21 protein-coding genes are annotated in these 23,224 nt (G+C 67.8%); 12 read left to right on the top strand and 9 right to left on the bottom strand.

The genetic code is table 11. From position 1 onward, the window contains the following. The first annotated feature begins 139 nt into the window (after nucleotides 1–139). Together HAV18_RS29205 and HAV18_RS29200 are read left to right on the top strand one after the other, a co-directional pair. Nucleotides 140–838, top strand: a complete 699-nt coding sequence (locus tag HAV18_RS29205) for a pirin family protein (RefSeq protein ID WP_166963076.1) — start codon at nucleotides 140–142, stop codon at nucleotides 836–838. 50 nt (nucleotides 839–888) lie between these two features. Continuing rightward, nucleotides 889–1,305 (top strand): DoxX family protein, encoded by a 417-nt coding sequence (locus HAV18_RS29200; RefSeq protein WP_166963074.1) that lies wholly within the window; start codon nucleotides 889–891, stop codon nucleotides 1,303–1,305. A gap of 101 nt (nucleotides 1,306–1,406) precedes the next feature. Here HAV18_RS29200 and HAV18_RS29195 read toward each other — a convergent pair whose 3' ends face one another. Next, nucleotides 1,407–1,943 (bottom strand): PadR family transcriptional regulator, encoded by a 537-nt coding sequence (locus tag HAV18_RS29195; protein ID WP_208102168.1) that lies wholly within the window; start codon nucleotides 1,941–1,943, stop codon nucleotides 1,407–1,409. Nucleotides 1,944–2,093: 150 nt separating this feature from the next. On the opposite strand from HAV18_RS29195, the gene HAV18_RS29190 reads away from it, so the two are divergent. Together HAV18_RS29190 and HAV18_RS29185 are read left to right on the top strand one after the other, a co-directional pair. After that, nucleotides 2,094–4,118 carry an FAD-dependent oxidoreductase gene (locus HAV18_RS29190; RefSeq protein ID WP_166963071.1) on the top strand — a complete coding sequence of 675 codons (2,025 nt, stop codon included), beginning with the start codon at nucleotides 2,094–2,096 and terminating at the stop codon, nucleotides 4,116–4,118. Nucleotides 4,119–4,161: 43 nt separating this feature from the next. Then, a complete protein-coding gene (locus tag HAV18_RS29185) occupies nucleotides 4,162–4,602 on the top strand; it encodes a nuclear transport factor 2 family protein (protein ID WP_166963069.1) in 441 nt (146 codons plus the stop codon). Nucleotides 4,603–4,640: 38 nt separating this feature from the next. On the opposite strand, the gene HAV18_RS29180 is transcribed toward HAV18_RS29185, so the two are convergent. Then, complete coding sequence (locus HAV18_RS29180) at nucleotides 4,641–6,074, bottom strand: PLP-dependent aminotransferase family protein (protein WP_166963067.1); 1,434 nt, start codon at nucleotides 6,072–6,074, stop codon at nucleotides 4,641–4,643. Nucleotides 6,075–6,241: 167 nt separating this feature from the next. On the opposite strand from HAV18_RS29180, the gene HAV18_RS29175 reads away from it, so the two are divergent. Next, nucleotides 6,242–7,402 carry a pyridoxal phosphate-dependent aminotransferase gene (locus HAV18_RS29175; protein ID WP_166963065.1) on the top strand — a complete coding sequence of 387 codons (1,161 nt, stop codon included), beginning with the start codon at nucleotides 6,242–6,244 and terminating at the stop codon, nucleotides 7,400–7,402. A 56-nt stretch (nucleotides 7,403–7,458) separates the two neighbouring features. After that, nucleotides 7,459–8,190: a transporter substrate-binding domain-containing protein gene (locus tag HAV18_RS29170; RefSeq protein ID WP_166963064.1), complete on the top strand. Its 732-nt coding sequence runs from the start codon at nucleotides 7,459–7,461 to the stop codon at nucleotides 8,188–8,190. A 55-nt stretch (nucleotides 8,191–8,245) separates the two neighbouring features. Here the strand turns inward: HAV18_RS29170 and HAV18_RS29165 are convergent, their stop codons facing one another. Genes HAV18_RS29165 through HAV18_RS29145 form a run of 5 tightly spaced genes read right to left on the bottom strand, consistent with a single transcriptional unit; the run spans nucleotide 8,246 to nucleotide 13,306 of the window. Beyond that, on the bottom strand, nucleotides 8,246–9,322 hold the full coding sequence (locus HAV18_RS29165) for a S9 family peptidase (RefSeq protein WP_166963062.1): 1,077 nt from the start codon (nucleotides 9,320–9,322) through the stop codon (nucleotides 8,246–8,248). Nucleotides 9,323–9,335: 13 nt separating this feature from the next. After that, nucleotides 9,336–11,000 (bottom strand): bifunctional 3-(3-hydroxy-phenyl)propionate/3-hydroxycinnamic acid hydroxylase, encoded by a 1,665-nt coding sequence (locus tag HAV18_RS29160; protein WP_166963060.1) that lies wholly within the window; start codon nucleotides 10,998–11,000, stop codon nucleotides 9,336–9,338. Between the two features lie 50 nt (nucleotides 11,001–11,050). Continuing rightward, nucleotides 11,051–12,118, bottom strand: coding sequence for a maleylacetate reductase (locus HAV18_RS29155; RefSeq protein WP_166963059.1), 1,068 nt, complete (start codon nucleotides 12,116–12,118; stop codon nucleotides 11,051–11,053). Between the two features lie 7 nt (nucleotides 12,119–12,125). Further along, nucleotides 12,126–12,428 (bottom strand): Dabb family protein, encoded by a 303-nt coding sequence (locus HAV18_RS29150; RefSeq protein ID WP_166963057.1) that lies wholly within the window; start codon nucleotides 12,426–12,428, stop codon nucleotides 12,126–12,128. Beyond that, nucleotides 12,425–13,306, bottom strand: coding sequence for an intradiol ring-cleavage dioxygenase (locus tag HAV18_RS29145; RefSeq protein WP_166963055.1), 882 nt, complete (start codon nucleotides 13,304–13,306; stop codon nucleotides 12,425–12,427). Before HAV18_RS29145 ends, HAV18_RS29150 begins: the two co-directional genes overlap by 4 nt. A 118-nt stretch (nucleotides 13,307–13,424) precedes the next feature. Here HAV18_RS29145 and HAV18_RS29140 point away from each other — a divergent pair, with 118 nt between their 5' ends. The 6 genes from HAV18_RS29140 to HAV18_RS29115 all read left to right on the top strand — a co-directional run bounded on the left by HAV18_RS29140 (nucleotide 13,425) and on the right by HAV18_RS29115 (nucleotide 20,779). After that, nucleotides 13,425–14,348, top strand: a complete 924-nt coding sequence (locus tag HAV18_RS29140; protein ID WP_166963053.1) for a LysR family transcriptional regulator — start codon at nucleotides 13,425–13,427, stop codon at nucleotides 14,346–14,348. Nucleotides 14,349–14,510: 162 nt separating this feature from the next. After that, on the top strand, nucleotides 14,511–15,419 hold the full coding sequence (locus HAV18_RS29135) for a transporter (protein ID WP_166963051.1): 909 nt from the start codon (nucleotides 14,511–14,513) through the stop codon (nucleotides 15,417–15,419). A gap of 416 nt (nucleotides 15,420–15,835) precedes the next feature. After that, a complete protein-coding gene (locus tag HAV18_RS29130) occupies nucleotides 15,836–17,920 on the top strand; it encodes a TonB-dependent siderophore receptor (protein ID WP_166963212.1) in 2,085 nt (694 codons plus the stop codon). Beyond that, nucleotides 17,920–18,717 carry an ABC transporter ATP-binding protein gene (locus tag HAV18_RS29125; RefSeq protein WP_166963050.1) on the top strand — a complete coding sequence of 266 codons (798 nt, stop codon included), beginning with the start codon at nucleotides 17,920–17,922 and terminating at the stop codon, nucleotides 18,715–18,717. The genes HAV18_RS29130 and HAV18_RS29125 overlap by 1 nt, the downstream gene beginning before the upstream one ends. Beyond that, complete coding sequence (locus HAV18_RS29120; RefSeq protein ID WP_407062442.1) at nucleotides 18,714–19,742, top strand: ABC transporter substrate-binding protein; 1,029 nt, start codon at nucleotides 18,714–18,716, stop codon at nucleotides 19,740–19,742. Before HAV18_RS29125 ends, HAV18_RS29120 begins: the two co-directional genes overlap by 4 nt. Continuing rightward, complete coding sequence (locus HAV18_RS29115; protein WP_166963046.1) at nucleotides 19,739–20,779, top strand: iron ABC transporter permease; 1,041 nt, start codon at nucleotides 19,739–19,741, stop codon at nucleotides 20,777–20,779. The genes HAV18_RS29120 and HAV18_RS29115 overlap by 4 nt, the downstream gene beginning before the upstream one ends. 328 nt (nucleotides 20,780–21,107) lie before the next feature. On the opposite strand, the gene HAV18_RS29110 is transcribed toward HAV18_RS29115, so the two are convergent. Next, nucleotides 21,108–22,484 (bottom strand): ATP-binding protein, encoded by a 1,377-nt coding sequence (locus HAV18_RS29110; protein ID WP_166963044.1) that lies wholly within the window; start codon nucleotides 22,482–22,484, stop codon nucleotides 21,108–21,110. Beyond that, a complete protein-coding gene (locus tag HAV18_RS29105; protein ID WP_166963042.1) occupies nucleotides 22,485–23,210 on the bottom strand; it encodes a response regulator in 726 nt (241 codons plus the stop codon). Between the last annotated feature and the right edge of the window lie 14 nt (nucleotides 23,211–23,224).

Raw genomic sequence — 23,224 nt, 5'->3', positions numbered from 1 at the left:
ATGATACGTTGCCGTTCAGGAGATATGCGACCGATCTTTGCGAAATTAGCATTCATCCAACGTTCGGTGCCGCGCAGAAGACGGCAAGGCACCGCCAGGCAACCGCCCGTCGTTCGGGCTGCAGGAACAGGAGGTGGATATGTTGACGCATCGGCGCTGGGCATCACTGGACCACGCGAATCACGGCTGGCTGCGCGCGAAGTACCACTTCGCGGTGACGGCCGACAGCACGTCCGGGCATGTGCCGCTGGGCCCGCTGATCGTGTGGAACGACGACGAGATCGCGGTCGGCAGCGGGTTCCCGATGCACGGGCACCGCGACATCGAAATCATCACGTACGTGCGGCAGGGCGTGCTCGGTCATCGCGACACGCTCGGGTCGGAAGGCACGATCAACGCGGGCGACGTGCAGGTCATGAGCGCAGGCACGGGCATTCGGCATGCGGAGTTCAACCGGAGCGATACGCCGCTCAAGCTCTACCAGATCTGGCTGATGCCCCGCGCCAACGGCGGTGCGCCCGGGTGGGGCACCAAGCAGTTTCCGAAGGGCGACCGGTCCGGGCGTTTCGTCGTGCTGGCGAGCGGTTATGCCGGCGACGACGGCGCGCTGCCGATCCGTGCCGATGCCCGCGTGCTCGGTGCCACGCTGAAGGCGGGCGAGCAGGTCAGGCAGGCATTGGGCGCCACGCGCCGCGCCTATCTCGTTGCGGCAGCGGGGCGCATCGAAGTGAACGGAGAACGCGTGGGGCCGCTCGACGGCGTCGCGATCACGAACGAGGCCGCGCTCGACATCGTCGCGGTCGAAGATTCCGAGCTGGTGATGGTGGACGCCGGCTGAATGCCTTTATTTTTTCAGTCCACCGAATCATTTCATTTCAGGAGTACATCATGGATCGTTACAAGTATCTTCCGCTGCTCGGCCGCGTTCTGATCGGCGCACCGTTTCTGATGAGCGGCTTGAGCAAGCTGGCCGCGCACGCTACCACCGTCGGCTACATCGCATCCGTCGGCCTGCCGGCGCCATCGCTCGCCTTCGTGGTCGCGGTGCTCGTGGAGGCGGGGGGCGGGTTGCTGCTGATGTCGGGTTATCGGGCCCGCCCCGTCGCGCTGGCAATGGCGCTGTTCAGCCTCGTGACCGCCGTGTTCTTCCACCACAACTTCGCCGACCAGAACCAGATGATTCACTTCCTGAAGAACGTGATGATGGCCGGCGGCCTGCTGCAGATCGCGTACTTCGGCGCGGGTGCGTTCAGCCTCGACGCGCGGAGCGCACGCACCGCGTTGCGTATCGCCCCGGCAGCGTGAGCCGGGCCGGCCGGTGCGCGCCATCGACGCGCACCGATCGCGCGCAGGGCGGGCTGCCCGGTTGAACATCGGCAGCCGCGCGCAGCAGGCACGGGCCCGGTTCAGTCCTTCGGCAGGCGCAGCGTGTCGAGCGCATCTTGCGAAAATTCGACCCAGAACCGCTCGTTCGCAATACCGGCCTGCAGCACCAGATGCTGTAGACGCTTCGTGCGTGAATCGTCGGGCGCCGAAAAATCGCGCGCCTCGATCTGCAGGTACAGGTCGAGCTTTTCCTGGTGAAGCGCGATGCGCCGCCTGATTTCTTCCTCGAGGCCGGCCGGGCCGAGCACCGCTTCCGCACGCAGGCGCACCATCAACGCTTCGCGCAGCGGCGTCGGATCTTCCTGTTCGGCGATCCAGCGTCGCAGCTCCTTCTTGCCGGCCGGCAGGATCCGGTACGCGCGCTTGCGGCCGCGCCCCGATTCGGCGGGCAGCGATTCGATCCAGCCCGTTTCCTCGAGGCGCCCCAGTTCGCGATAGATCTGCTGGTGCGTTGCTTGCCAGAAATAGCCGATCGAGCGATCGAAGCGGTCGGCAAGCTCGGACCCCGAACCGGGGCGTTCGGCGAGTGCGGTGAGGAGTGCGTGAGGCAGGGACATGTCGGGTCGGAGGAGGCCGCGGATTGAATCGCATCTTGCCATATCGGGGCCACAGTACAAGCCAAGGGGCATGTTTGTGCAACATGTTGCATAAACGAAATCGGTGAACTACCATCTGTGCAACTTGTTGCATAAAAATGGAGACACCCGATGACACCCCGTTATCCGCATTTGACGACTCCGCTCGAACTGGGCTTCACGTCGCTCAGGAACCGCGTACTGATGGGGTCGATGCACGTCGGTCTCGAGGAAGCGCCGCACGGCTTCGAGCGGATGGCGGCGTTCTATGCGGAGCGCGCGCGAGGCGAGGCCGGCCTGATCGTCACGGGTGGCTTCGCGCCGAACGAGCGCGGCCGCCCGGCGCCGGGCGGCGCGATGCTGACGACCGAAGCGGAAGCCGAACGCCATCGTGTCGTGACGCGTGCGGTGCATGCGGAGGGCGGCAGGATCGCGCTGCAGATCCTGCACTTCGGGCGCTATGCGTATCACCCGGCGCTCGCCGCGCCCAGCGCGCTGAAGGCGCCGATCAACCCGTTCACGCCGCATGCGCTGAGCAGCGACGAAGTCGACGAGACGATCGCCGATTTCGTGCGATGCGCGGCGCTTGCGCAGCATGCGGGTTACGACGGCGTCGAGATCATGGGGTCGGAGGGCTACCTGATCAACGAGTTCGTCGCCGCACGTACGAACCATCGCGACGACGCATGGGGCGGTGCCTACGAGAACCGCATCCGCTTCCCGGTCGAGATCGTGCGTCGCGTACGCGAGCGGGTCGGCACGAACTTCATCATCATCTACCGGCTGTCGATGCTCGATCTCGTCGAAGGCGGCTCGACGCTCGACGAGGTGATTCGGCTCGCGCAGGCGATCGAAGCGGCCGGTGCGACGATCCTCAATACGGGCATCGGCTGGCACGAGGCGCGCATTCCGACCATTGCGACCAAGGTGCCGCGCGCCGCGTATGCATGGGTCACGCGGCAGCTGATGGGCAAGGTCGGCATCCCGCTCGTTGCGACCAACCGGATCAACACGCCGGAAGTCGCCGAGCAGCTGCTCGCCGACGGCTATTGCGACATGGTGTCGATGGCGCGGCCCTTCCTCGCCGACGCCGAATTCGTCCGCAAGGCGCGGGAAGGGCGCGCGGACGAAATCAACACGTGCATCGGCTGCAACCAGGCGTGCCTCGACCATACGTTCAGCGGCAGGATCACCTCCTGTCTCGTGAATCCGCGCGCCTGCCATGAAACGGAACTCGTGATTCGCCCCGCACAGCAGCGCAAGCGCATCGCGGTGGTCGGCGCCGGTCCGGCGGGCCTCGGCTTCGCGGTCACGGCAGCCGAGCGCGGTCACGCGGTGACGCTGTACGAAGCGGGCGCCGAGATCGGCGGCCAGTTCAACATCGCGAAGAAAGTGCCCGGCAAGGAAGAGTTCAACGAAACGCTGCGCTACTTCCGCCGGCAGATCGAGTTGCGCGGCATCACGCTGCACGTCAATACGCGCGCGAGTGCCGAGATGCTGCTGCAAGGCGAATTCGACGAGGTGGTGATCGCGACGGGCATCGTGCCGCGCACGCCGCCGATCGACGGCATCGGGCATCCGAAGACGCTCGGCTATCTCGACGTGCTGCGCGACGACAAGGCCGTGGGCCGCAGCGTCGCGATCGTCGGCGCCGGCGGCATCGGCTTCGACGTCGCGGAATATCTCGTTCATCGCGATGGCGGCGAGCGGGGCGACGCGGACCGGTTCTTCGCCGAATGGGGCGTCGATCGATCGTATGCGAATGCCGGCGGCCTCGGCCGTGCGCAACCCGAGCCGGCCGCGCGGCAGGTGCATCTGCTGCAGCGCAAGGCGTCGAAGATCGGCGACGGGCTCGGCAAGACCACCGGATGGATCCACCGCACCGCGCTGAAAGCGCGCGGTGTTGGCATGTCGTCGGCGGTGACGTACCGTCGCATCGACGACGAAGGATTGCACGTGACGATCGATGGCGCCGAGCAGACCCTGCCGGTGGACAACGTGGTGATCTGCGCGGGGCAGGAGCCGGCGCGCGAACTGGCGGAGCAACTGCAGGCCGCCGGATGCCGTGTGCACCTGATCGGCGGCGCATACGAGGCTGCCGAGCTTGATGCGAAGCGCGCGATTCACCAGGGCACGACGCTGGCCGCGACCCTTTGAGGCCGATTCGTTTTCTTTCCGTTCGACGATTCAGGAGTCTACGATGATGAATGCACCGACGCATGTTCATCCCGCTGTCGCGAAGTCGCTCGACGCGTGGCACGTGATGATCGAAAACAAGGACTTTGGCACGCTGGAGTCGATCGTCCACCCGGATGCCGTGTTCCGTTCGCCGATGGCGTTCAAGCCGTACGGGCCGGCGCCCGCGCTGTTGATGGCGCTGCGCACGGTGATCACGATCCTCGAGAACTTCACCTATCACCGCCAGTTCGTCACCGACGACGGCTTGAGCGTGGTGCTGGAATTCAACGCGAGCGTCGGCGACAAGGCGCTGAAGGGGATCGACATGATCCGCTTCGACGACGAAGGGCGGATCGTGGAATTCGAAGTCATGATCCGGCCGTTCAATGCGCTGCAGGCGCTCGGCGCGGAAATGGGCGCGCGGCTTGGGCAGCAGTTGCCGGCGTTCAAGGTTGGCGGTTGAATCGGGCGATGGCTCGGTGGCGGGCGGCCGCCGCACGCTCAGCGCGCGAGTTGTGCGTGCGCGAGCCGGCCAAGGCAGCGGACGCCGTCCTCGATAGTTTCGTCCCACACATGTCCCGCGCTCAGGCGCAGGCAATGGCGAAAGCGCCGGCTGGCGGAGAAGATGTCGCCCGGCGCGAAGCAGACGCCCTGTTCGAGTGCGGCATCGAACAGCGCGCGTGAATCGAATCGTTTCGGCAGTTCTAGCCAGAGCACGAAGCCGCCGGCGGGCCGGCTCACTTTCGTGTCGGCCGGAAAACTTGCTTCGATCGCGCGCGTCATCCGCGCCAGGTTTTCCTCGAACACGCGCCGGATGCGGCGCAGATGCGCATCGTATGCGCCGCTTGCGAGGAAGTCGGCCAGTGCGACCTGCAGCAGCACGGGGCCGCACAGGCTGAGCGCAAGCTTGCGTTCCATCACCTGCCGGGTGCGGGCACCCGCCGCGATCCAGCCGATCCGGTATCCCGGGGCGAGGCTCTTCGAGAACGAACTGCAGTAGATCGTATCGGCACCGCCGTCGAGTGCGCTGAACGGCCTCGGCCGGTCTCGCCCGAAGTGGATGTCGCCGTAGACGTCGTCTTCGATCAGCGGCACCCGATGGTGCGCGAGCAGCGCAAGCAGTGCCCGTTTGTCGTCCTCGGTCATCGCGGAGCCGAGCGGATTGCCGAAGCTCGACGACAGCACGCAGGCGGCGATCGATTCCGATTCGAGCCGTTGCGCGAGCTGGCCGACGTCGACGCCGTGCTGCGGGTCGGTCGGCAATTCCAGCGCCTTCAGTCCCAGTGCCTCCAGCGTGTGAAGCAGGCCGAAGTAGGTCGGCGATTCCACCGCAATCGTATCGCCGCGCGTTGCCACGGCATTCAGCGCGAGCGTCAACGCCTCGGTGCAGCCATTCGTGACGAGAATGTCGTCGGCCGACAGCGGATGGCCGAAGCGCATGGCACGCCGTGCGATTTCGCGGCGCAGCGCCGGTTCGCCGTAGGGTGCGCAATATACGTTGTAGCGCATGCCATGCTGGCGCGCCGCACGAGCGAGGGCGAGGTCGAGCCGCTTCGATTGCAGCAGCGCGGTATCGGGCACCGCACATCCGAGCGGCACGAGCGCCGAATTGGCCGCATGTTCGAGCATCGCGGCGACCGCGCCGCTGATCGACACCGTCGATGCCTTGGCGCGCGAGCGCGATGCTGTCGGCAAGGCAAGCGAGCCGCCGCGTGCGGCCGCGACATAGAAACCCGACTGCGGGCGCGAGACGAGCACGCCGCGATCTTCGAGCAGACGGTATGCCTGCAGCGCGGTGGAGACGCTGATGCGCTGCTGTTCGCTGACGGCGCGCACGGACGGCAGCCGGGTGCCGGGTGCGAGCGTACCGTTCTCGATCATGCCGATGATGAGATCGGCCAGTTGCCTGTAGCGGTATGACGTCTGCGTTTCCATGTGGCACCAGCGGCAGGGGAGTGTCCGATTATCGACCGTTCGACGATATCCCGCCACGCGTAATTGTGTCGGTCCAAGTGACGGAAAATTGTGGCTGTTATGGTTTTTGTGCGGGCGCTACGATGGCGGTGTTTCGATCCATCGATCGGCCAACGAGAGGCTTGCACATGCAGACGACACCAGCACATTCCAGCGAGTGGCGCGGACGATTTCCGTACAACGAAATCATCTCGCTGCTCGACGTGAACCGCACCTTCAACCTGGCGGAGAGTACGTCGCAAGACCTGACGGTCGGCGAGCTGCTGGATCTGGCCGGTGTCGAAACGGTCCGCAACCTGAAGCTCGGCTACAGCCAGTCGGCGGGTGCCGCCGTGCTGCGCGAGGCGATTGCCGATACCTGCAACGTGCCCGCCGAGCAGATCGTGACGACGCAAGGCACGGCGCTCGGGTTGTTTCTGCTGGCCTACGAAGTGTGCCGGCCCGGCGACGAGGCCGTACTCGCAACGCCGTGTTTTCCGCCGAGTCGCGACTGCCTGGTCGGCGCCGGCGCAACGGTGCGGGAAGTGCGGCTGTCGTTCGAGACCGGTTACCGTCTGGACCTCGCACGGTTCGATGCCTGCCTGTCGGCGAAAACCCGCCTGGTCAGTATCGCGTCGCCGCAGAATCCCGGCGGCGTGCAGGCATCGCGCGCGGAGATCGACGCATTGCTCGCGTTGATGGCGCGACGGTGTCCGGGTGCGGTACTGTTCATCGACGAGACCTATCGCGAAGCGACTTATGGCGATGCCGCGGTGGCGGCGAGTTTCGCGGGTGTCGATCCACGCATCGTCACGGGTTCGTCGGTGTCGAAGGCGCTGGGCGCGCCCGGTCTGCGAACGGGGTGGCTCACGGTGGCCGACGCGGGGCTGCGGGCGCGTCTGCTCGTCGCGAAACTGAATACCGTGATCTCGGGTTCGGTGCTCGACGAGACGCTGGCCGCGACCGTGCTGCGCCACCGGGAGCATGTGCTCGCGCCGCGGCGCCGGCTGCTGGCGGGCGCGCTCGATATCGTGTCGGGCTGGTGCGAACGTGAGCGTGCACGGGTCGAGTGGGTGCGGCCCGATGCCGGCGCGTTGTGCTGCGTGCGGTTGCGTCAGGATGCTTTCGACGAGCCGGCCGTGTCGCGTTTCTGGCAGCGGTTGCCGGATCACGACGTGCAACTCGCGGCGGGCACCTGGTTCGGCGAAAGCAGCCGCGTGTTCAGGCTCGGGTTCGGTTATCTTCCGCTGGAGCGCCTGCAGCCCGCGTTGACGGCGCTGTCTCAGGCGATGGATGCAGCGGCTGATTGAGCCGGGTGCCCGGTGTCCGGGCGCGGTGGGCATCATTGAACGTCAGGAGCGACACCATGAAGGTAAGGATTGCGTACATCGAGGAACCGCCGTTCGACTGGACGGCAGACGACGGCACCGTGACCGGCGCGGATATCGATCTGGCCGAGGTGGTGCTGCGCGCGATCGGCGTGACGGAGATCGAATATCACCCGACATCGTTCGATGCGCTGCTGCCGGGCGTGCAGGCCGGGCGCTGGGACATGAACGTGCCGATCTTCGTGACGGCCGAACGGGCGCGGCACGTGGCGTTCAGCGTTCCGGTGTGGGCGATCGGCGACGGCTTCGTGTTGCAGGCCGGCAACCCGAAGCGGCTGACGAGCTACGCGGCCGTCGCGGCGCGCAGCGATGCGCGACTGGCGTGCGTGACCGACCAGGTGCAGATCGATTCGGCAAGGGCGGCCGGCGTGAGCGACGGCCAGATCGTGATCTTCAAGGATCAGCCCGACGCAGTGGCCGCGTTGCTGGCGGGGCAGGTCGACGCGTTCGCGAGCACCGCGATCGGGAGCCGCGCACTCGCCGACCCGGATGAGCGGCTGGAGGCCGTCTCGCACGAGCGTGGTGCGGGTGCGGCCGTGCCCGTTGGCGGATTTTCGTTCAGCAAGCACAACGCCCCGCTCGTGCAGGCCGTGAACGCGAAGCTGCGCGCGTATCTCGGTTCGGCCGATCATCGCGAGCGAATGGCGAAGTACGGCTTCACGCATGCGGAAATCGACGGTGCGGTGGAGCGCGGCGGCGCGACGTCGTAATGCCTGATGCCGCGCACGGTGTCGACCGTCCGCACGGCCGGCACCGAATGCGAGGTCACGCAGCCGCCGCCCGCGCCAGCCGCTCGACGAACCAGTCGCAGACGAGCGCGGTGCGCTCGGACGCGTGGTTGTAGATCGTGTGCTCGCCGTCCGGCCAGACCTTGAGCGTCGCATCGCCGGACGTCGCTGCATCGAGAAACGGCTGCTGGTCGTCGAGCCGGATCAGCGGATCTGCTCCGCCGTGCAGCACCAGTAGCGGGCACGCGATGCGCTCGCGCCCGGACGAAAAGCTCATGCGCGCGAAGTTCGCTGCGACCGCATCGGGGTCGTCGTTGCCGAGCATCGCCGCGGCTTGTTCGACGAACGTGCGGAACGGCAGCAGCGTCGGCGCTGCGAGTGCGCCGTTCACGCAACAGGCCGCGATGCGCGGGTCGCTGGCAGCGGTCGACGCCGCCCACAACCCGCCGATACTGTTCCCCCAGATACCGATCGGCCCGGGCACGCGGTCGGCGACATGGTCGACGAAGCGCCGATAGGCGGCGCTCATGTCGACGTCGACGAAGATCCGCTGTTCGAGCCGCGTCTCGCCCTGGCCCGGCCCTTCGGCGAGCAGCGTGGCGAGCCCGCGCGCCGCGAGTGCGCGCGCGATCGGCCAGTACGCGAAGCCCCAGCCGCTCTGGCCGCCGAACACGATGACGGTGCCGCGTACGCGCTCGGTCGGCGGCCGCACCAGCCAGCCGATCAGGTGCGCATCGCCGAACGGCACTTCGACGCGTTCGATGCGCTTGTCGGACCAGCGAACGAGACCGTGCGACGCGTCGACGAGCCGCGCATAGAGCGCGCGCTTGCGCGGCACGTCGTGGTTGAACGCCATCTGCGCGAACAGCAGGTTCGCGATGGCCATTGCCTGCGCGTCGGCGGCCGTGACCAGGTGGCCGGCATCCGCCGCCTGCGCGGCGCGTGCGAGCTGCGCATCGGCCAGCGCTTCGGCAGCGACATCCCACGGTTCGCCGGCCGACGTGCGGGCGTGCAGCGCGGTTGCATCCGCGTAATCCACCCCGCAATCGAGCAGGCGCGTGACGGGCATCGCGCGCTGCAGCGACAGCGCGAACGGTGACAGTTCGGTCGTCATGCGTACGTCTCCTTCACGATGCGTGGGTGAGGTCCGCCGAGGCCGAAGCGGCGGACGGCTCGCCCGAAACGGCGGACCAGTGCAGTGCGTCGCGGAGCGCGTCGACGAGCGCGCCGAGCTCGCGCAGGTCGGCGACCGAACCGAACACGATGAAATCGGGCCGCTTGATATACGCGGCGATGCCATGCGCATGCATGAACGCATGCTGTTCGCCGTCGAGATCGACCACGGCATCCGGCGCGCACACGTCGTCGGCCAGCACGGCCACGTGACAGCCGAGTTGCGCGAGGAATGCGCGCTGCGCGTCGCCGAGATGGCGGGCAGGGTGCTCGCGCGTGACGAGCTGGAAACCCTGGCCGACCACGTCGTCGAAGCGGCCTTCGGCTGCGCCGCGACGCGCGCGGCCTTGCGGTGCCGGTGCACCTGTCGTCGGCAGCAGCGTACCGTCGGCTTGCGCGTGCACGATACCGTGGCCGAGCTTCGGGAACGGCGGCATCGGCGGCATGTTGCCCGAGCGGAACGCCGCGTCGCGCTCGGCGACCTTGCGCGAATCGTCCTCGTTGACCACTTGCCCGAGAAACAGCGACATCTGCGTGATCGCGGTCACGTGCGGGCGGCGTTCGGTTTCATAGGTGTCGAGCAGGTCGGCGGATGCGCGCCCGGTCAGCACGAGGTCGAGCTTCCACGCGAGGTTGATGCCGTCGCGCATGCCGGAGCACGCGCCTTGTCCCATGTACGGCATCATCGTGTGCGCGGCATCGCCCGCGAGCAGCACACGGCCGGCGCGCCAGCGTTCGGCCATGCGCGTCTCGAACGTGTAGACGACGTGGCGCAGCAGCGTCAGGTCGTCCGGGCCGTAGCCGTAGTGGTCGTTGAGCCACTTCCAGCCGGCTGCTTCCGTTTCCCATTCATCCGTCGATTCGTTCGGCAGCACGCGCAGCTCGAAACGCGTGCGCTTCGTGCCGATCGGCATGTGCATGTACGCGCGTGCCGGATCGCAGTAGATCGTCGTGCGCGCGCAGCCGTCGCCGAGATCGCGCTTGTTTTCCGAATCGAGATTGAGCCAGCGTTCGTTGTAGCCGAAGTCGGACCGTTCGATGCCGAGCGTGCGCCGCACGAGGCTGTTCGCGCCGTCGGCGCCGATCACGTAGCGGGCGCGAATGACGCGCGGCCTGCCAGTCCATTGCGCGTCCTGGCCGCCGCGCGACGGATGCGCGGTCAGCGTCACGCCGTCGTCGTCCTGCTGCAGCGTGTCGACTTCCCAGCCGCGCAGGATCGTCACGTTCCTGAAGGTGTTGGCGCGCGCATCGATCGCGTCCTCGATGTCGGGCTGGTAGATCGAGATGTGCGCGGGATAGCCGCATGCGCGGCCGGTCCAGTTCAGTTCGAGCAGCAGGTCGCCGTTCGCATCGCGATAGTGGTAGGTGTCGACGGCCTTCGCGTTGCGCAGCGCGTGATCGACGTCGGCACTGGCCTGCACGATACGGGCGGTCTCGCCGTCGATGTGCGTGAGGCGCGGCAGGCCGTAGGGTGTCGGCCAGCGTTCGAGGACGATCACGCGATGGCCGGCGCGGCCCAGCATCGATGCGGCGACGAGGCCGGTCGGGCCGTAGCCGACGATGGCGACGTCACAGTGTTCGGCGGTGCTGTCACCGTGCGCGCTCGGTTCGGTATTCATGCGGGGTGTCTCCATGACGGTGTCGTTTGTAGGTTTGTCGTGTGTCGGATTCAGTGCGCGATCGTGCCGGGCAGGTTGCCGTCGAAGGCGTCCTGCAGCAGCGCGCGCAGGCCGTCGCGTTCGATCGGGCGCGGGTTCCAGTACGGATTGGCGGCCGCGAGATCGGCTGCGCGATCGAGGTCGGTTTCCTGCATGCCGATCGCCTTCAACGAGACCGGTGCGCCGTTGTCGAGCGCCAGCGCGTAGAGGCCGCGCGCCGCGTCGTTCGTGCCGATCGCGCGGGCGATGCGCTGCATCGCGTCCGGCGCGTGCGCTGCGTTGTACGCGAGCGCATGCGGCAGCACGACCGTGTGGGTCGGCGCATGCGGCAGGTTGAAGCTGCCGCCGAGCGTGTGACAGAGCTTGTGGTGCAGTGCCATGCCGACGTTGCCGAGGACCATGCCGCACAGCCATGCGCCGTAGAGCGCGTCGCTGCGTGCGCCGAGGTCGGCGGGGTTGCGACGCACGCCGGGCAGGCCGCGCGCCAGCGCGCGAATCCCTTCTTCGGCGACGAGGCTCATCACCGGATTCGCATTGTTCGCGTAGAGGCCTTCCGCTGCGTGCGCGATCGCATTGAGGCCGCTCGTCACCGACAGTTCGACGGGCAGCGTGACGGTGAGCGCGGGATCGTAGATCACCGTTTTCGGCAGCACGCGTGCATCGGAGCCCGTGCGCTTGATGCCGCCTTCGGTCAGGCCGTAGATCGGGGTCATCTCGCTGCCGGCGTACGTCGTCGGGATGGCGAGGATCGGCAGGCTGCTTTCGAGCGCGATCGCCTTGCCGAGGCCGATCGTCGAGCCGCCGCCGATCGCGATCGCGCAATCTGCATCGCACGACCGGGCGAACGCCTGCGCATCGCGGGCGATTTCGATCGGCACGTGCATCGTCGCGCGGTCGTACAGCCCGGCGGCACGTGCACCGAGCCGCTCGACAATGTGTTGCGCGAGGTCGCGCTGCTCCGGCGTGCAGAGCACGAGCGCACGCTGCGCGCCCAGTTCCAGCACTTCGCGTTCGAGATGGTCGAGGCTGCCCGCGCCGAAGATCACGCGTGCGGCGCGTGCCTGGTAAATGAAATCCATGTCGTCGTTACTCCGTTGCGTAGTCGACCTGGTGGCGCTCGATGCGCAGGCCGGCCAGTGTGTCGCGCACGCGTGCGTGTTCAGGGTGCGTCGCGTATCCGTCGAGCGCTTCGCGCGACTCGAATTCGGCGACGAGAATCAGGTCGCACGCGTAATCGGTCGCACTGAAATCCGCGCCGACCTCGAGGTGCGTCATGCCCGGAATCCGGCCGCGCAGGTTTTCGAATGCGTGCTTCACGCTCGCGCGAGCCGCCGCGCGTTCGCTGTCGGTTTCGCCCGCGACGTTCCACATCACGACGTGCCGGATCATGCGCCGCGCTCCGAGGGGTTGAGCACGAAGTCGTAATCGAGCGTGTAGAACGGCGTGTCCATGTGCGAGCCATCGGGCGCGATGCCGGGCGCATGCCGGACCCAGTCGGCGACGAGCGTCGACCGTACGCCGAACACCGCATCGGAGTCGAGATAGCGGTCGCCGTCGCGGAACACGTGCGTGATCAGCGTTTCGTAGCCGCGCGCCTCGATCATGAAATGCAGGTGCGCGGGGCGCCACGGATGACGGCCGAGCGCGTCGAGCATCGCGCCGACGGGGCCGTCGTGCGGAATCGGATACGGTTCGGCGAGGATCGAGCGGAATGCGTAACGGCCGTCGGCGCCGCTGCGCAGCCGCCCGCGCGCACGATGCGTGACGGACCCGTCGTCGGCCGGTTGCTGCACGTCGTAGTGGCCGTCTTCGTCGGCCTGCCAGACTTCCAGCGACGCGTTCGCGACGGGCGTGCCGTCGATGCCGCGCACATGGCCGGACACGAAGCAGGGCTCGCCGCATGCGCCGTTCGCGATGTCGTCGAACATCGCGAATTCGGGGCTGCCGTCGACATAGAACGGGCCGAATACGGTCGCCTCCGTGCAGCCGGCCGGTTTCGCATGATTCTGCGCGGTGACGAGCGTCGACAGCCCGAGCACGTCGGACAGCAGGATGAACTCCTGGCGCTTGTCGTCGGTGATGTGGCCGACGGCCGTCAGGAAACCGATCGCGGCTTGCCACTCGGCCTCGGTGAGCTTCGTCTCGCGGGCGAACGAATGCAGGTGCTGGACGAGACTGGTCATGACCGTGCGCAGCCGCTCGTCGCGACAGCCGGAGAGGGATGCGATCACGGCCTGCGTGATGGTGTCTTCGTTGAGATTGCGCATAGGGGTTGTCTCCTGATGTCGTTCGATGGCGCGTTGACGTAACATTAATTCCTCCTTTAATCGTAAAAAAGAGGGTTTGGAGGAGTTTTGTTCTCCGCCAAGTGGAAGAATCGAACGCATGGACAAGTGGACGCAGATCGAATTTTTCGTGCAGGTGGCCGAGCTGGGCAGCCTGTCGAAGGCCGCCGAGCGGCTCGGGATGTCGAGCGCGGCGGCGAGCCGCTGCCTGAACGCGCTGGAGGAGCGGCTGGGGGCGCGGCTCGTCGAGCGGACCACGCGCCGCCTGTGGCTGACCGACGCGGGGCACGAGTACCACCGGCGCTGCGTCGCGATCCTGACGGAACTGTCGGAGGCCGATGCGGCGGTCAACGAAACGAGCGTCAATCCGGCCGGCACGCTGCGCGTGACGGCTTCGGTATCGTTCGCGTCGCTCTATATCGCACCGGCCTTGCCGGAGTTTCACCGGCGCTACCCGAATCTGAACGTGCAGATCATCGCGGCGAACCGCTACCCGGATTTCATCGAGGCCGGCATCGACGTGGCGATCCGCACGCGCGAGCATGAAGCCGATTCGGGCATTACCGTGCGCAAGCTCGCCGAGACCCGGCGCGTGCTGGCCGCGTCGCCCGGGTATCTGGCCAAGCACGGTGCGCCGGTGACGCCCGATGCGCTGTGCGACCACCGGTTGCTGGTCTACAACCTCGCAAACGATCCGTACGTACTGCATTTCCGCCACGGCGCGAGGAAGCAGTCGGTGACGATCAAGAGTGTGCTCGATGCGAACGAAGGGCAGGTGATCCGCGCGGCGGCGCTTGCCGGGCTCGGCGTCCTGATCCAGCCGCTCTACATCATCCACGACGATATCGTCGCGGGGAAGCTGGTGCCGGTGCTCACCGACTGGCAACTGCCGGCGCTCACCGTCAACATCGCGTACCAGAGCCGCCGCCACCAGCCGGCGAAGATCCGCGTCTTCACCGAGTTCCTGATCGAGCGTTTCGAACGCCTCGGGCTCGCGCGCAAGTGGAAGGAAGTCGGCCGCTGATCGCAGGCCCGCGCGGCGCTGTCGCGCATTTCTCCGTGTGACGGAGAACTGTTCTCCCGAACGTCGTCTTTTTCGCCGCTGTCGTGCGCTTTACATTGCGTCTCCCCGGGCCTGCGATGCCCGGCTCGCGATTACACGATAACGATCCGGTCTGGAGACGACATGAAATTCACATTGCGACGGGTGCCGTTGGCACTCCTGATCGCCAGCGCCATTCACGTTCCGGCGTCGGCCACGGAGAACGGGCAGATCAGCTATCCGTTCGGCGTCAACACCGTGCTGAACGGGCTGCTTCCGCCGCCCGGCAACACGCAGTACTTCAACTACGCGCTGTACTCGGCATCGAACCGGTTTGCCGGGCCGGACGGCGGCAGCGCGGTGCCGGGGTTCCACCTGAGCGTCGTCGCGGAAACGCCGCGCGTGGTCCACACCTGGGGCGCAACGTTCGGGCCGTTTTCACTGTCGAGCAGCGCGATCGTACCGATCGTGCACCTGCATCTGTCGACGCCGGGCGGTACGGGAAACCGTACGTCGCTCGGTGACGTGATCCTCGAGCCGTTCATGATCAACTATGCGAACGCATCGAAGACCTTCTTCGCGTTCTTCTCGCCGTCGTTCGCGGTGCCGACCGGCGCGTACGCGGCGAACCGGATCGCGAACACGGGGCTGAACACGGTTGCGTTCCTGCCGTACGTCAGCACGACCTGGTTTCCGGGCCGCAACTGGGAGATCTCGACGACCACGCTGCTCGAGTTGAACTCGCCGAACCATGCGACGCGATACCACTCGGGGGCGGTCGCCGTGCTCGACTACCTGATCGGCTATTCGATCGACCGGCGCGTGCAGATCGGCGTGCAGGGCACGTTCCTGAAGCAGTTCACCGACGATACGCAGGACGGCATCAAGGTCGCGTCGGACGGCTTTCGCGGGCAATCGGTCGCGATCGGCCCGCAACTGCGTTACATGTGGGGGCCGGCGTCGGGTGTGGTCGTGAAATACCAGCACGAGTTCGCGGTGCGCAACCGGCCGCAGGGCGACAAGCTGTGGGTGCAGTTCAGTTTTCCGATCTAGGCAGCGCCGTTGTGCCGGCCGGTCGCGGTGCGCGTCATGGGCGCACTGCCTTCCCGTCGGCCGACGCAGTCGTATCGTCGACATGGGCGCTGGAGTGCTGACCGATTTATCCAGGGATGCTGTCGCGGCGAACCTTCACGGATTCCAGCCCCAGGCCGGACGCGCCGGCCCACGAATCCTGACAAAACCCTGACGAAATAAATTGATATAACGTATCATCCGACGTTTGGATCGCCGGCCGTCCGGGGTTGTCGGGCAAGCCACGTGCGACGAAACCACACGAAGACCGATACGAAGTGACGAAGACGAAACACATGCGGGCACGCGGCGCACGCCTGCACGCCGGCTCGCGCCGGAACGACGGGGGATGGCGCTCGCGTGCCGCGTTCGGTTGTGCAACGTGGGTGGGCTGTGCGATGGCGACCTCCGGCGCGTTGGCCGCCGAAACGGCGGCACCGGACGATCGGCATGCGCTGCCGACCATCAACGTCAGCGCGCGATCCGCACCGGCCGACCCGCTGACGCAACCGCTCGAAACGGGTTCGCGGCTCGGGCTCGCGAGCCTCGACACGCCCGCGAGCGTCGAGTCGGTCACGGCCGACACGATCGACGCACGCGGCGATCGCACGGTGCTCGACGCGGTGACGCGCACCGCGGGGTTCGCGAGTGCGATGGCGCCCGGTACCGGCGGCACCGCATTGAGCGTGCGCGGCTTCAGCGGGCAGGAATCGGTGATGACGCTGCTCGACGGCGTGCGGCTGATGCCGGCAGCCGGCACGATCACGTTCCCGTTCGATACGTGGTCGGTCGAGCGTATCGAGGTGCTGCGCGGCCCGGCGTCGGTGCTGTACGGTGAAGGGGCGATCGGCGGCGTCGTCAACGTGGTGCCGAAGCGGCCGCAGCGCACGCGCGAGACGACGCTGCAAGTCGGTGTGGGGGCCGACGGCGCGAAGCGCTTCGCGTTCGATACGACGGGCGCGCTCGGCCCGCGGCTGTCTTACCGTTTCTATGCGAGCGATGCGCGCGCGAACGGCCTCGCCGAGCGCGCCGATACGCATACGACGGCCGTCGGCGGCGCGCTGAAGTTCGACGTGAGCCCGAAGCTCACGCTGACGCTCGACTTCGACTACGGCCGCCAGATGCCGGCGACCTACTATGGCGTGCCGGCGCCGAACGGCGTGCTCGATCCGTCGCTGCGCAAGCTCAATTACAACGTCGGCGATGCGACGATTGCCTACTACGACCAGTGGACGCGCCTGTCGGCCAGCTACCGGCCGGCGGCCGGCGTGACGATCGACAACCAGCTCTACTACCTGACGTCGAACCGCCACTGGCGCAATGCCGAATCGTATGCGCTCGATCCCGCGACGGGTCTTGTCACGCGCGGCGACTATCTCGACATCGGCCATCACCAGCGGCAGATCGGCGACCGGCTGAGCGCACGCTTCGACGGCACGCTGTTCGGTCGCGCGAACCGCTTCGTCGTCGGCACGGAATTCAGCCAGGTCACGTTCGACGGCACCAACAACTCGCCGTACGGCGGCGAATCGACGGTGGCTGCGCACGGCTTCGATCCCGGCGTGTTCACGAGCCCCGACCCGACGGTGCCGCAGTTCAGCACGCGGGCGCGGCAGGCCGCGGTGTTCGCCGAGAACCGGCTCGAGGTGCTGCCGCGCCTCGCGTGGGTGAGCGGCCTGCGCTACGACCACATCGCGTTCAGCCGCGAGCAGGCGGCCACCGGCGCGGGCTTCGACAAGCGCTTCGCGAACGTCGGCTGGCGTACCGGGTTCGTGTTCGAAGTCGCGCCGACGCTCAGCGCCTATGCGCAGTACACGACGGGCGCGGAGGGCCTCGGCTCGCTTGTGACGCTGTCCGCGTCGCAGGCGAACTACCGGCTCGCGACCGGCGAGCAGTGGGAGGCCGGCGTCAAGCAGACGCTGCTCGACGGCCGCGCGTACTGGACCTTCGCGGTGTACGACATCACGAAGCGCAACCTGCTCAGCACCGATCCGTTCAATCCCGCGCTGCGCCAGCAGGTCGGCCGGCAATCGTCGCGCGGCATCGAGCTGACAGGCGGCGCGCGGCTGCCGCACGGCTGGACGATCGACGCGAACGTCGCGCTGCTGCGCGCGCGTTATGACGAGTTCAACCAGAAGGTCGGCGGTGCGACGGTGTCGCGCGCCGACAATGCGCCGGCCAACGTGCCGCAGCAGACGGCGAACCTGTGGCTCGGCTGGGCGTTCGCCGAACGCTGGCAGGCGAATGCAGGTGTGCGTTACGTCGGCGCGACTTACGGCGACGACGCGAACCGTGTGCAGGTGCCGTCGTACACGGTGTTCGATGCGTCGCTGCGCTGGCAGCCGACGTCGCGCACCGAGCTGGCGCTGTACCTGCGCAATCTCGCGAACCGCACGTATGCGGTGACGACGTCGAACGGCGGCGAGCAGTGGCTGCTCGGCCCGTCGCGCTCGGCGGAGCTCGTCGCGACGATGCGCTTCTAATGCGGCGCGGCGAGCTTCCCGTGGCCCACATGCTCGACATCGAACGCGTGAGCTGGTCTCCCGGTGGTGCGATCGCCGTGCTCGATTCGGTGACGCTGAGCGTGGCCGAAGGCGAGTTCGTCGGGCTGGTCGGCCCGAACGGCAGCGGCAAGACGAGCCTGCTGCGCTGCGTGTTCCGTTACGCACGGCCCGATGCGGGCCGTGTCGCGCTCGACGCGCAGGACGTGTGGCGCATGCGGCCGCGCGCGGTCGCGCAGCGCATCGCGGTGCTGCAGCAGGAGACGCCGGACGATTTCGGGCTGACGGTCGACGAACTGGTCGACATGGGGCGCACGCCGCACAAGCGGCCGTTCGACGCGGAGACGGCCGACGATCGTCGGATCGTCGAATCCGCGCTGCACGACGTCGGCCTCGTCGAGCGCCGCGCGCAACGCTTCGCGTCGCTGTCGGGCGGCGAGAAGCAGCGCGCGCTGCTGGCTCGCGCGCTCGCGCAGCAGCCTGAACTGCTGCTGCTCGACGAGCCGACCAACCATCTCGACCTGCGCCATCAGCTCGAACTGCTCGCGCGCGTGCGGCGCCTCGGCATCGCGACGCTCGCCACGATTCACGACCTCAATCTCGCGGCCGCGTATTGCGACCGGCTCCACGTGCTCGCGCATGGCAGGGTCGTCGCATCGGGCACGCCGGCCGACGTGCTGACCGAAGCGCTGCTGCGCGACGTGTTCGGCGTCGCCGCGCTCGTCGATCGCCATCCCGTCACGGGCCGGCCGCGCATCACGCCGCTTCATCCGGAATGACCACCATGCCGTTTCCTGTCTCGTTCTCCGCTTTGTCGTCCGAATTGTCGTCCGCTTTGTCGTCGATATCCCGCCGGCTGGTTGCCGCGACCGTGCTCGGCTGTACGGCCGCTCATGCGGGTGCGTATCCCGTTACCGTGCGCAGCTGCGATCGCGACGTGACGTTCGAACGCGCGCCGACGCGCGCGGTGAGCAACGACGTGAACCTGACCGAGATGATGCTCGTGCTCGGCCTGAAGGACCGGCTCGTCGGCTACACGGGCATCGGCGGGTGGAAGACGGGCACCGCGCGCGTGCGCGACGCGTTGCGCGGCGTGCCCGAACTGGCGAGCCAGTATCCGTCGCGCGAAGTGCTGGTGGCCGCGCGCGCCGACTTCTATCTCGCGGGCTGGAACTACGGGATGCATGTCGGCGGCCCGGTGACGCCCGCGACGCTCGCGCCGTTCGGCATCCGGACGTACGAGCTGACCGAATCGTGCTCGCACGTGATGAAGCAGGCGGGCGCGTCGTTCGACGACGTGTTCCGCGACCTGAACAATCTCGGCCGGATCTTCGGTGTCGACGCACGCGCCGCGCAGGTCGTGGCCGCGATGCGCGCACGTCTTGCGGCGGTGGCGCGCGCGATCGGGCATCCGGAGCCGTTGCGCGTGTTCGTCTACGACAGCGGCACCGACAAGCCGATGACGGCCGGCGCTCTCGCGATGCCGAGCGCGCTGCTTGCGGCGGCCGGGGCGCGCAACGTGATGGCAGACCTGCCGCGCAGCTGGACGCAGGTGAGCTGGGAAAGCGTGGTGGCGCGCGATCCGCAGGTGATCGTGATCGTCGACTATTCGGCCGTGACGGCAGCGCAGAAGCAGCAGTCCCTGCTGAGCCAGCCGGCGCTCGCGCGCGTGGCCGCGATCCGCGACCGGCGCTTCATCGTGATTCCATACGATGCGGCGACGCCGGGCCCCGAGAATGTCGCGGCCGTCGAGACGCTGGCGCGTGCGCTGTATCCGGCCGCGTTCGCCGGCCCGGTGCGATGAGCGTGCCCGTGCGTGCATCGCGGCCCGCCATGCGCATGGTGCTGCCGGTACTGGCGCTGTTGCTGATCGTGTCGATCGTCGCGTCGGCTGCATTTGGTCCGGCGCCGATCGCGATGCCGGCCGCGGTGCGGATCGTCGTCATGCACCTCGTGCCGGCGTTCGGCGAGGCCGGCGCGCTCGCGGCGGGGGCGGGCGACGACAGCATCGTGTGGCTGATCCGGATGCCGCGCGCGCTGCTCGCCGCGATCGTCGGCGCGACGCTGGCGGCGGTCGGGGTGTCGCTGCAGGCGGCGACCGCGAACCGCCTGGCCGATCCGCACCTGCTCGGCGTGAGCGCGGGCGCGATGCTCGGCGCCGTCGCGGTCACCGTGCTGGCCGGCGCGGCATTCGGCCCGTTCACGCTGTCGGCCGCCGCCTTCGCGGGCGCGCTCGCGGCGACCGCCTGCGTCGTGGCGCTCGCTTACCGGCGCGGCCGGCTCGAATCCGACCGGCTGCTGCTCGCGGGCGTATCGGTGTCGTTCATGATGGCCGCGTTCGGCAACCTGCTGCTGTATCTCGGCGATCAGCGCGCCGCGTCGTCGGTGCTGTTCTGGATGCTCGGCGGCGTCGGGCTCGCACGCTGGGATCTGCTGCCGGTGCCGGCCGTCTGCGCGGCGCTCGCCGGCGGCGCGTTGTATGCGCGCCGGCGCGAACTGAATGCGCTGATGTCGGGCGACGTCGCCGCAGCCGGGCTCGGGGTGCCGAGCGCGCGGATGCGGCGCGAGGTCTTCGTTGTCGCGTCGTTCGCGACGGGCGCGATGGTGGCGGTGAGCGGGGCGATCGGCTTCGTCGGGCTCGTGACGCCGCATCTGTGCCGTCGCGTCGTCGGTGCCGAGCACGGCAGGCTGCTGCCGGTTGCCGCGCTGACCGGCGCGATCCTGCTCGTGTGGGCCGATGTGGCCGCGCGCACGCTCGCGGCGCCGGAGGATCTGCCGATCGGGATCGTGACCGCGATGTTCGGCAGCCTGTTCTTCGTCGCGTTGTTGAGGCGCCGCTGAGCGACGCGCACGCATCGGCGGTCAGGCGGTCAGGCGCTCAGGCGCGCAGGCGGTCAGGCGCTCAGGCGCTCAGGCGCTCAGGCGCTCAGGCGCGCAGGCGGTCAGGAGCCCAGGAGCTCAGGAGCTCAGGAGCTCAGGAGCTCAGGAGCTCAGGAGCTCAGGAGCTCAGGAGCTCAGGAGCTCAGGCGCGCAGGTGCTCAGGCGCGCAGGTGCTCAGGTGCTCAGGCGCTCAGGCGCTCAGGCGCTCAAGCGCTCAAGCGCTCAAGCGCTCAAGCGCTCAAGCGCTCAAGCGCTCAGGCGAGGGCGGCCGGCGCGCCTGCCGCGCGCTTCATCGCCGCGGGATGGCCATGCCCGTGCCGGCGCCGAATGCATCGGCAGGCGCGAGGGGATCCGGCACGTCGAACAGGTTGTCCGGCAGCGTTCGCGCGGGCAGCGTGATCACGAAGCGTGCGCCGCCGAGCGGTGAATCCTCGAGCCGCACGTCGCCGCCATGCACCTGCGCGACACGCCGCACGATCGCGAGCCCGAGCCCGAAGCCGCCGGTCTGCCGGTCGCGGCTGGAGTCGAGCCGCTGGAACGGTTCGAACACGCGGGCGCGCTCGGCGGCCGGAATGCCGGGGCCATCGTCGTCGACGCTCAGCACGAGCGTGCCGGACGCGTCGCTCGCGGCGGCGAGCAGCACCGTGCGCGATGCATAGCGCGCGCCGTTGCGGATCAGGTTCAGCAACGCGCGGGCGACCAGCTTCGGGTCGCACACGTGGGTGGCGGGTGCACCGAGCGTCGACACGTCGAGCGAGATGCCGCGATCGGCGATATCGTTCGCGACGTTGCCGGCGACGCTGTCGATCAGCGCATCGACGACGACTTCCATCGGCGCGAGCTGGCTCGCACCCTGTTCGAGCCGGCCGATCGTCAGCAGCTCGGTGACGAGCTCGTCGAGTTCGCGCACGTCGCGCCGCAGCGCGTCGCGGCGTTCGCGCATGCGTTCCGTTTCGTCGGGCTCGGCGAGCAGCGCGAGCCCGAATTCGAGCCGCGCGAGCGGCGTCTTCAGTTCGTGCGAAATGCCGTGCATCATTTCGCGTTGCTGCTTGATCGACGCCTCGATGCGCTCGGCCATGTCGTTGAACTGTTGCGACAGTTCATAGATGTTCGACTTGCCGGACAGCTTCACGCGTGTCGCCAGCGTGCCGGCGCCGAATGCGCGGGCGGCCTCCTGCAGCCTGCGCAGGTCGCGCCAGTGATAGTGAACCCACAGCACCACCGCGAACAGCGTGGCGAGCGCGAGCAGCAGGTACGCATAGATCCTGATGTCGAGATCGAAGGCTTCGATCGGCCGCGCATGCAGGACCGTACCGTCCGCGAGCGGCATGTAGTAATCCTTGCCGTTGTAGCTGATCGCGATCCGGCCGGCATTGAGATCGCGCAGCGGCACGCCGCTCAATTGCGCACGGGCGGCGGTCATCGACAGGAAGCCGAACCCTTCGTTGCCGTGTTTCGCGAGCTCGCGCAGCGCGAGTTCGCGTTGCCCGCCCGGATGGCGTTCGAGGTAGTCGTTGAGCACGAACGCATAAGTCGTCAACGAGTCGCGCTGCGCCTGTGCAACGCGCTCGTAGAAGATCCGGTCGAACGCCAGCTGGATGAACAGGATCGACGCGGCGACGAACAGGATCACGACGAGGTACAGCCTGATCAACGGGCGCAGCATTTATTCGTCCCACGCAGAAGGGCTGAACAGGTAGCCGCGGCCCCAGATCGTCTTGATCTTGTGCGGCTCCGACGACGCATCCTCGAAGCGGCGGCGCAGCTTCGAGATGCCGGAATCGACCGAGCGGTCGAGTCCGTCGAACTCGATCCCGCGCAGCTGCTTCAGGATGTCGTCGCGGCTCAGCACGGTGCCGGCCGCGCGCGCGAGAATCAGCAGCAGGTTGAATTCGGCGGTCTTCAGGTCGACCGGCTCGCCGCGCCACGTGACGGTGCGGTTCGGCGGCGAGATCGCCAGCTCGCCGAACAGGAGCGCTTCGGGCGCGGCCACGGGCGCTTCCGCGGCGGCCGGCTGCGCGCGGCGCAGCAGCGCGCGGGCGCGGGCAACCAGCACGCGCGGCTCGATCGGTTTGGTCACGTAATCGTCGGCGCCCGTCTCGAGGCCCGCGACCTGGTCGTAGACGTCCAGGCGCGCGGTCAGGATCAGCACGGGGACGTTGGTGAACGCGCGGATGCGCCGGCAGACTTCCATCCCGTCGAGGTTCGGCAGCATCAGGTCGAGTATCACGAGGGCCGGCTGGTGCTCGCGCACGGCCGCGACGGCGAGGTCGCCGCGCCGGACGACCGTCACCGCGAATTCATAGCTGTCGAGATATTCGCGGACGAGTTGCGCGAGGCGGTCGTCGTCCTCGATCAGCAGTACGCGGTATTTGAGCGGATCTTCGTTCATGGTCTCCTCAGGAT

This window comes from Burkholderia sp. D-99 (assembly GCF_011605345.1).
Lineage (GTDB): Bacteria > Pseudomonadota > Gammaproteobacteria > Burkholderiales > Burkholderiaceae > Burkholderia.
The sequence above is the reverse complement of the archived record's forward strand: the minus strand, read 5'-3'. Positions and strand labels throughout refer to the sequence as shown.

What these genes read in the sequence shown, in the direction of transcription:
- HAV18_RS29195 (WP_208102168.1), bottom strand. Translation starts at nt 1,943, where the DNA reads ATGTCCCTGCCTCACGCACTCCTCACCGCACTCGCCGAACGCCCCGGT.
- HAV18_RS29155 (WP_166963059.1), bottom strand. Translation starts at nt 12,118, where the DNA reads ATGGATTTCATTTACCAGGCACGCGCCGCACGCGTGATCTTCGGCGCG.
- HAV18_RS29110 (WP_166963044.1), bottom strand. Translation starts at nt 22,484, where the DNA reads ATGCTGCGCCCGTTGATCAGGCTGTACCTCGTCGTGATCCTGTTCGTC.
- HAV18_RS29130 (WP_166963212.1), top strand. Translation starts at nt 15,836, where the DNA reads ATGGCGACCTCCGGCGCGTTGGCCGCCGAAACGGCGGCACCGGACGAT.
- HAV18_RS29120 (WP_407062442.1), top strand. Translation starts at nt 18,714, where the DNA reads ATGACCACCATGCCGTTTCCTGTCTCGTTCTCCGCTTTGTCGTCCGAA.
- HAV18_RS29105 (WP_166963042.1), bottom strand. Translation starts at nt 23,210, where the DNA reads ATGAACGAAGATCCGCTCAAATACCGCGTACTGCTGATCGAGGACGAC.
- HAV18_RS29170 (WP_166963064.1), top strand. Translation starts at nt 7,459, where the DNA reads ATGAAGGTAAGGATTGCGTACATCGAGGAACCGCCGTTCGACTGGACG.
- HAV18_RS29140 (WP_166963053.1), top strand. Translation starts at nt 13,425, where the DNA reads ATGGACAAGTGGACGCAGATCGAATTTTTCGTGCAGGTGGCCGAGCTG.
- HAV18_RS29145 (WP_166963055.1), bottom strand. Translation starts at nt 13,306, where the DNA reads ATGCGCAATCTCAACGAAGACACCATCACGCAGGCCGTGATCGCATCC.
- HAV18_RS29205 (WP_166963076.1), top strand. Translation starts at nt 140, where the DNA reads ATGTTGACGCATCGGCGCTGGGCATCACTGGACCACGCGAATCACGGC.
- HAV18_RS29135 (WP_166963051.1), top strand. Translation starts at nt 14,511, where the DNA reads ATGAAATTCACATTGCGACGGGTGCCGTTGGCACTCCTGATCGCCAGC.
- HAV18_RS29125 (WP_166963050.1), top strand. Translation starts at nt 17,920, where the DNA reads ATGCGGCGCGGCGAGCTTCCCGTGGCCCACATGCTCGACATCGAACGC.
- HAV18_RS29165 (WP_166963062.1), bottom strand. Translation starts at nt 9,322, where the DNA reads ATGACGACCGAACTGTCACCGTTCGCGCTGTCGCTGCAGCGCGCGATG.
- HAV18_RS29150 (WP_166963057.1), bottom strand. Translation starts at nt 12,428, where the DNA reads ATGATCCGGCACGTCGTGATGTGGAACGTCGCGGGCGAAACCGACAGC.
- HAV18_RS29175 (WP_166963065.1), top strand. Translation starts at nt 6,242, where the DNA reads ATGCAGACGACACCAGCACATTCCAGCGAGTGGCGCGGACGATTTCCG.
- HAV18_RS29160 (WP_166963060.1), bottom strand. Translation starts at nt 11,000, where the DNA reads ATGAATACCGAACCGAGCGCGCACGGTGACAGCACCGCCGAACACTGT.
- HAV18_RS29190 (WP_166963071.1), top strand. Translation starts at nt 2,094, where the DNA reads ATGACACCCCGTTATCCGCATTTGACGACTCCGCTCGAACTGGGCTTC.
- HAV18_RS29180 (WP_166963067.1), bottom strand. Translation starts at nt 6,074, where the DNA reads ATGGAAACGCAGACGTCATACCGCTACAGGCAACTGGCCGATCTCATC.
- HAV18_RS29185 (WP_166963069.1), top strand. Translation starts at nt 4,162, where the DNA reads ATGATGAATGCACCGACGCATGTTCATCCCGCTGTCGCGAAGTCGCTC.
- HAV18_RS29200 (WP_166963074.1), top strand. Translation starts at nt 889, where the DNA reads ATGGATCGTTACAAGTATCTTCCGCTGCTCGGCCGCGTTCTGATCGGC.
- HAV18_RS29115 (WP_166963046.1), top strand. Translation starts at nt 19,739, where the DNA reads ATGAGCGTGCCCGTGCGTGCATCGCGGCCCGCCATGCGCATGGTGCTG.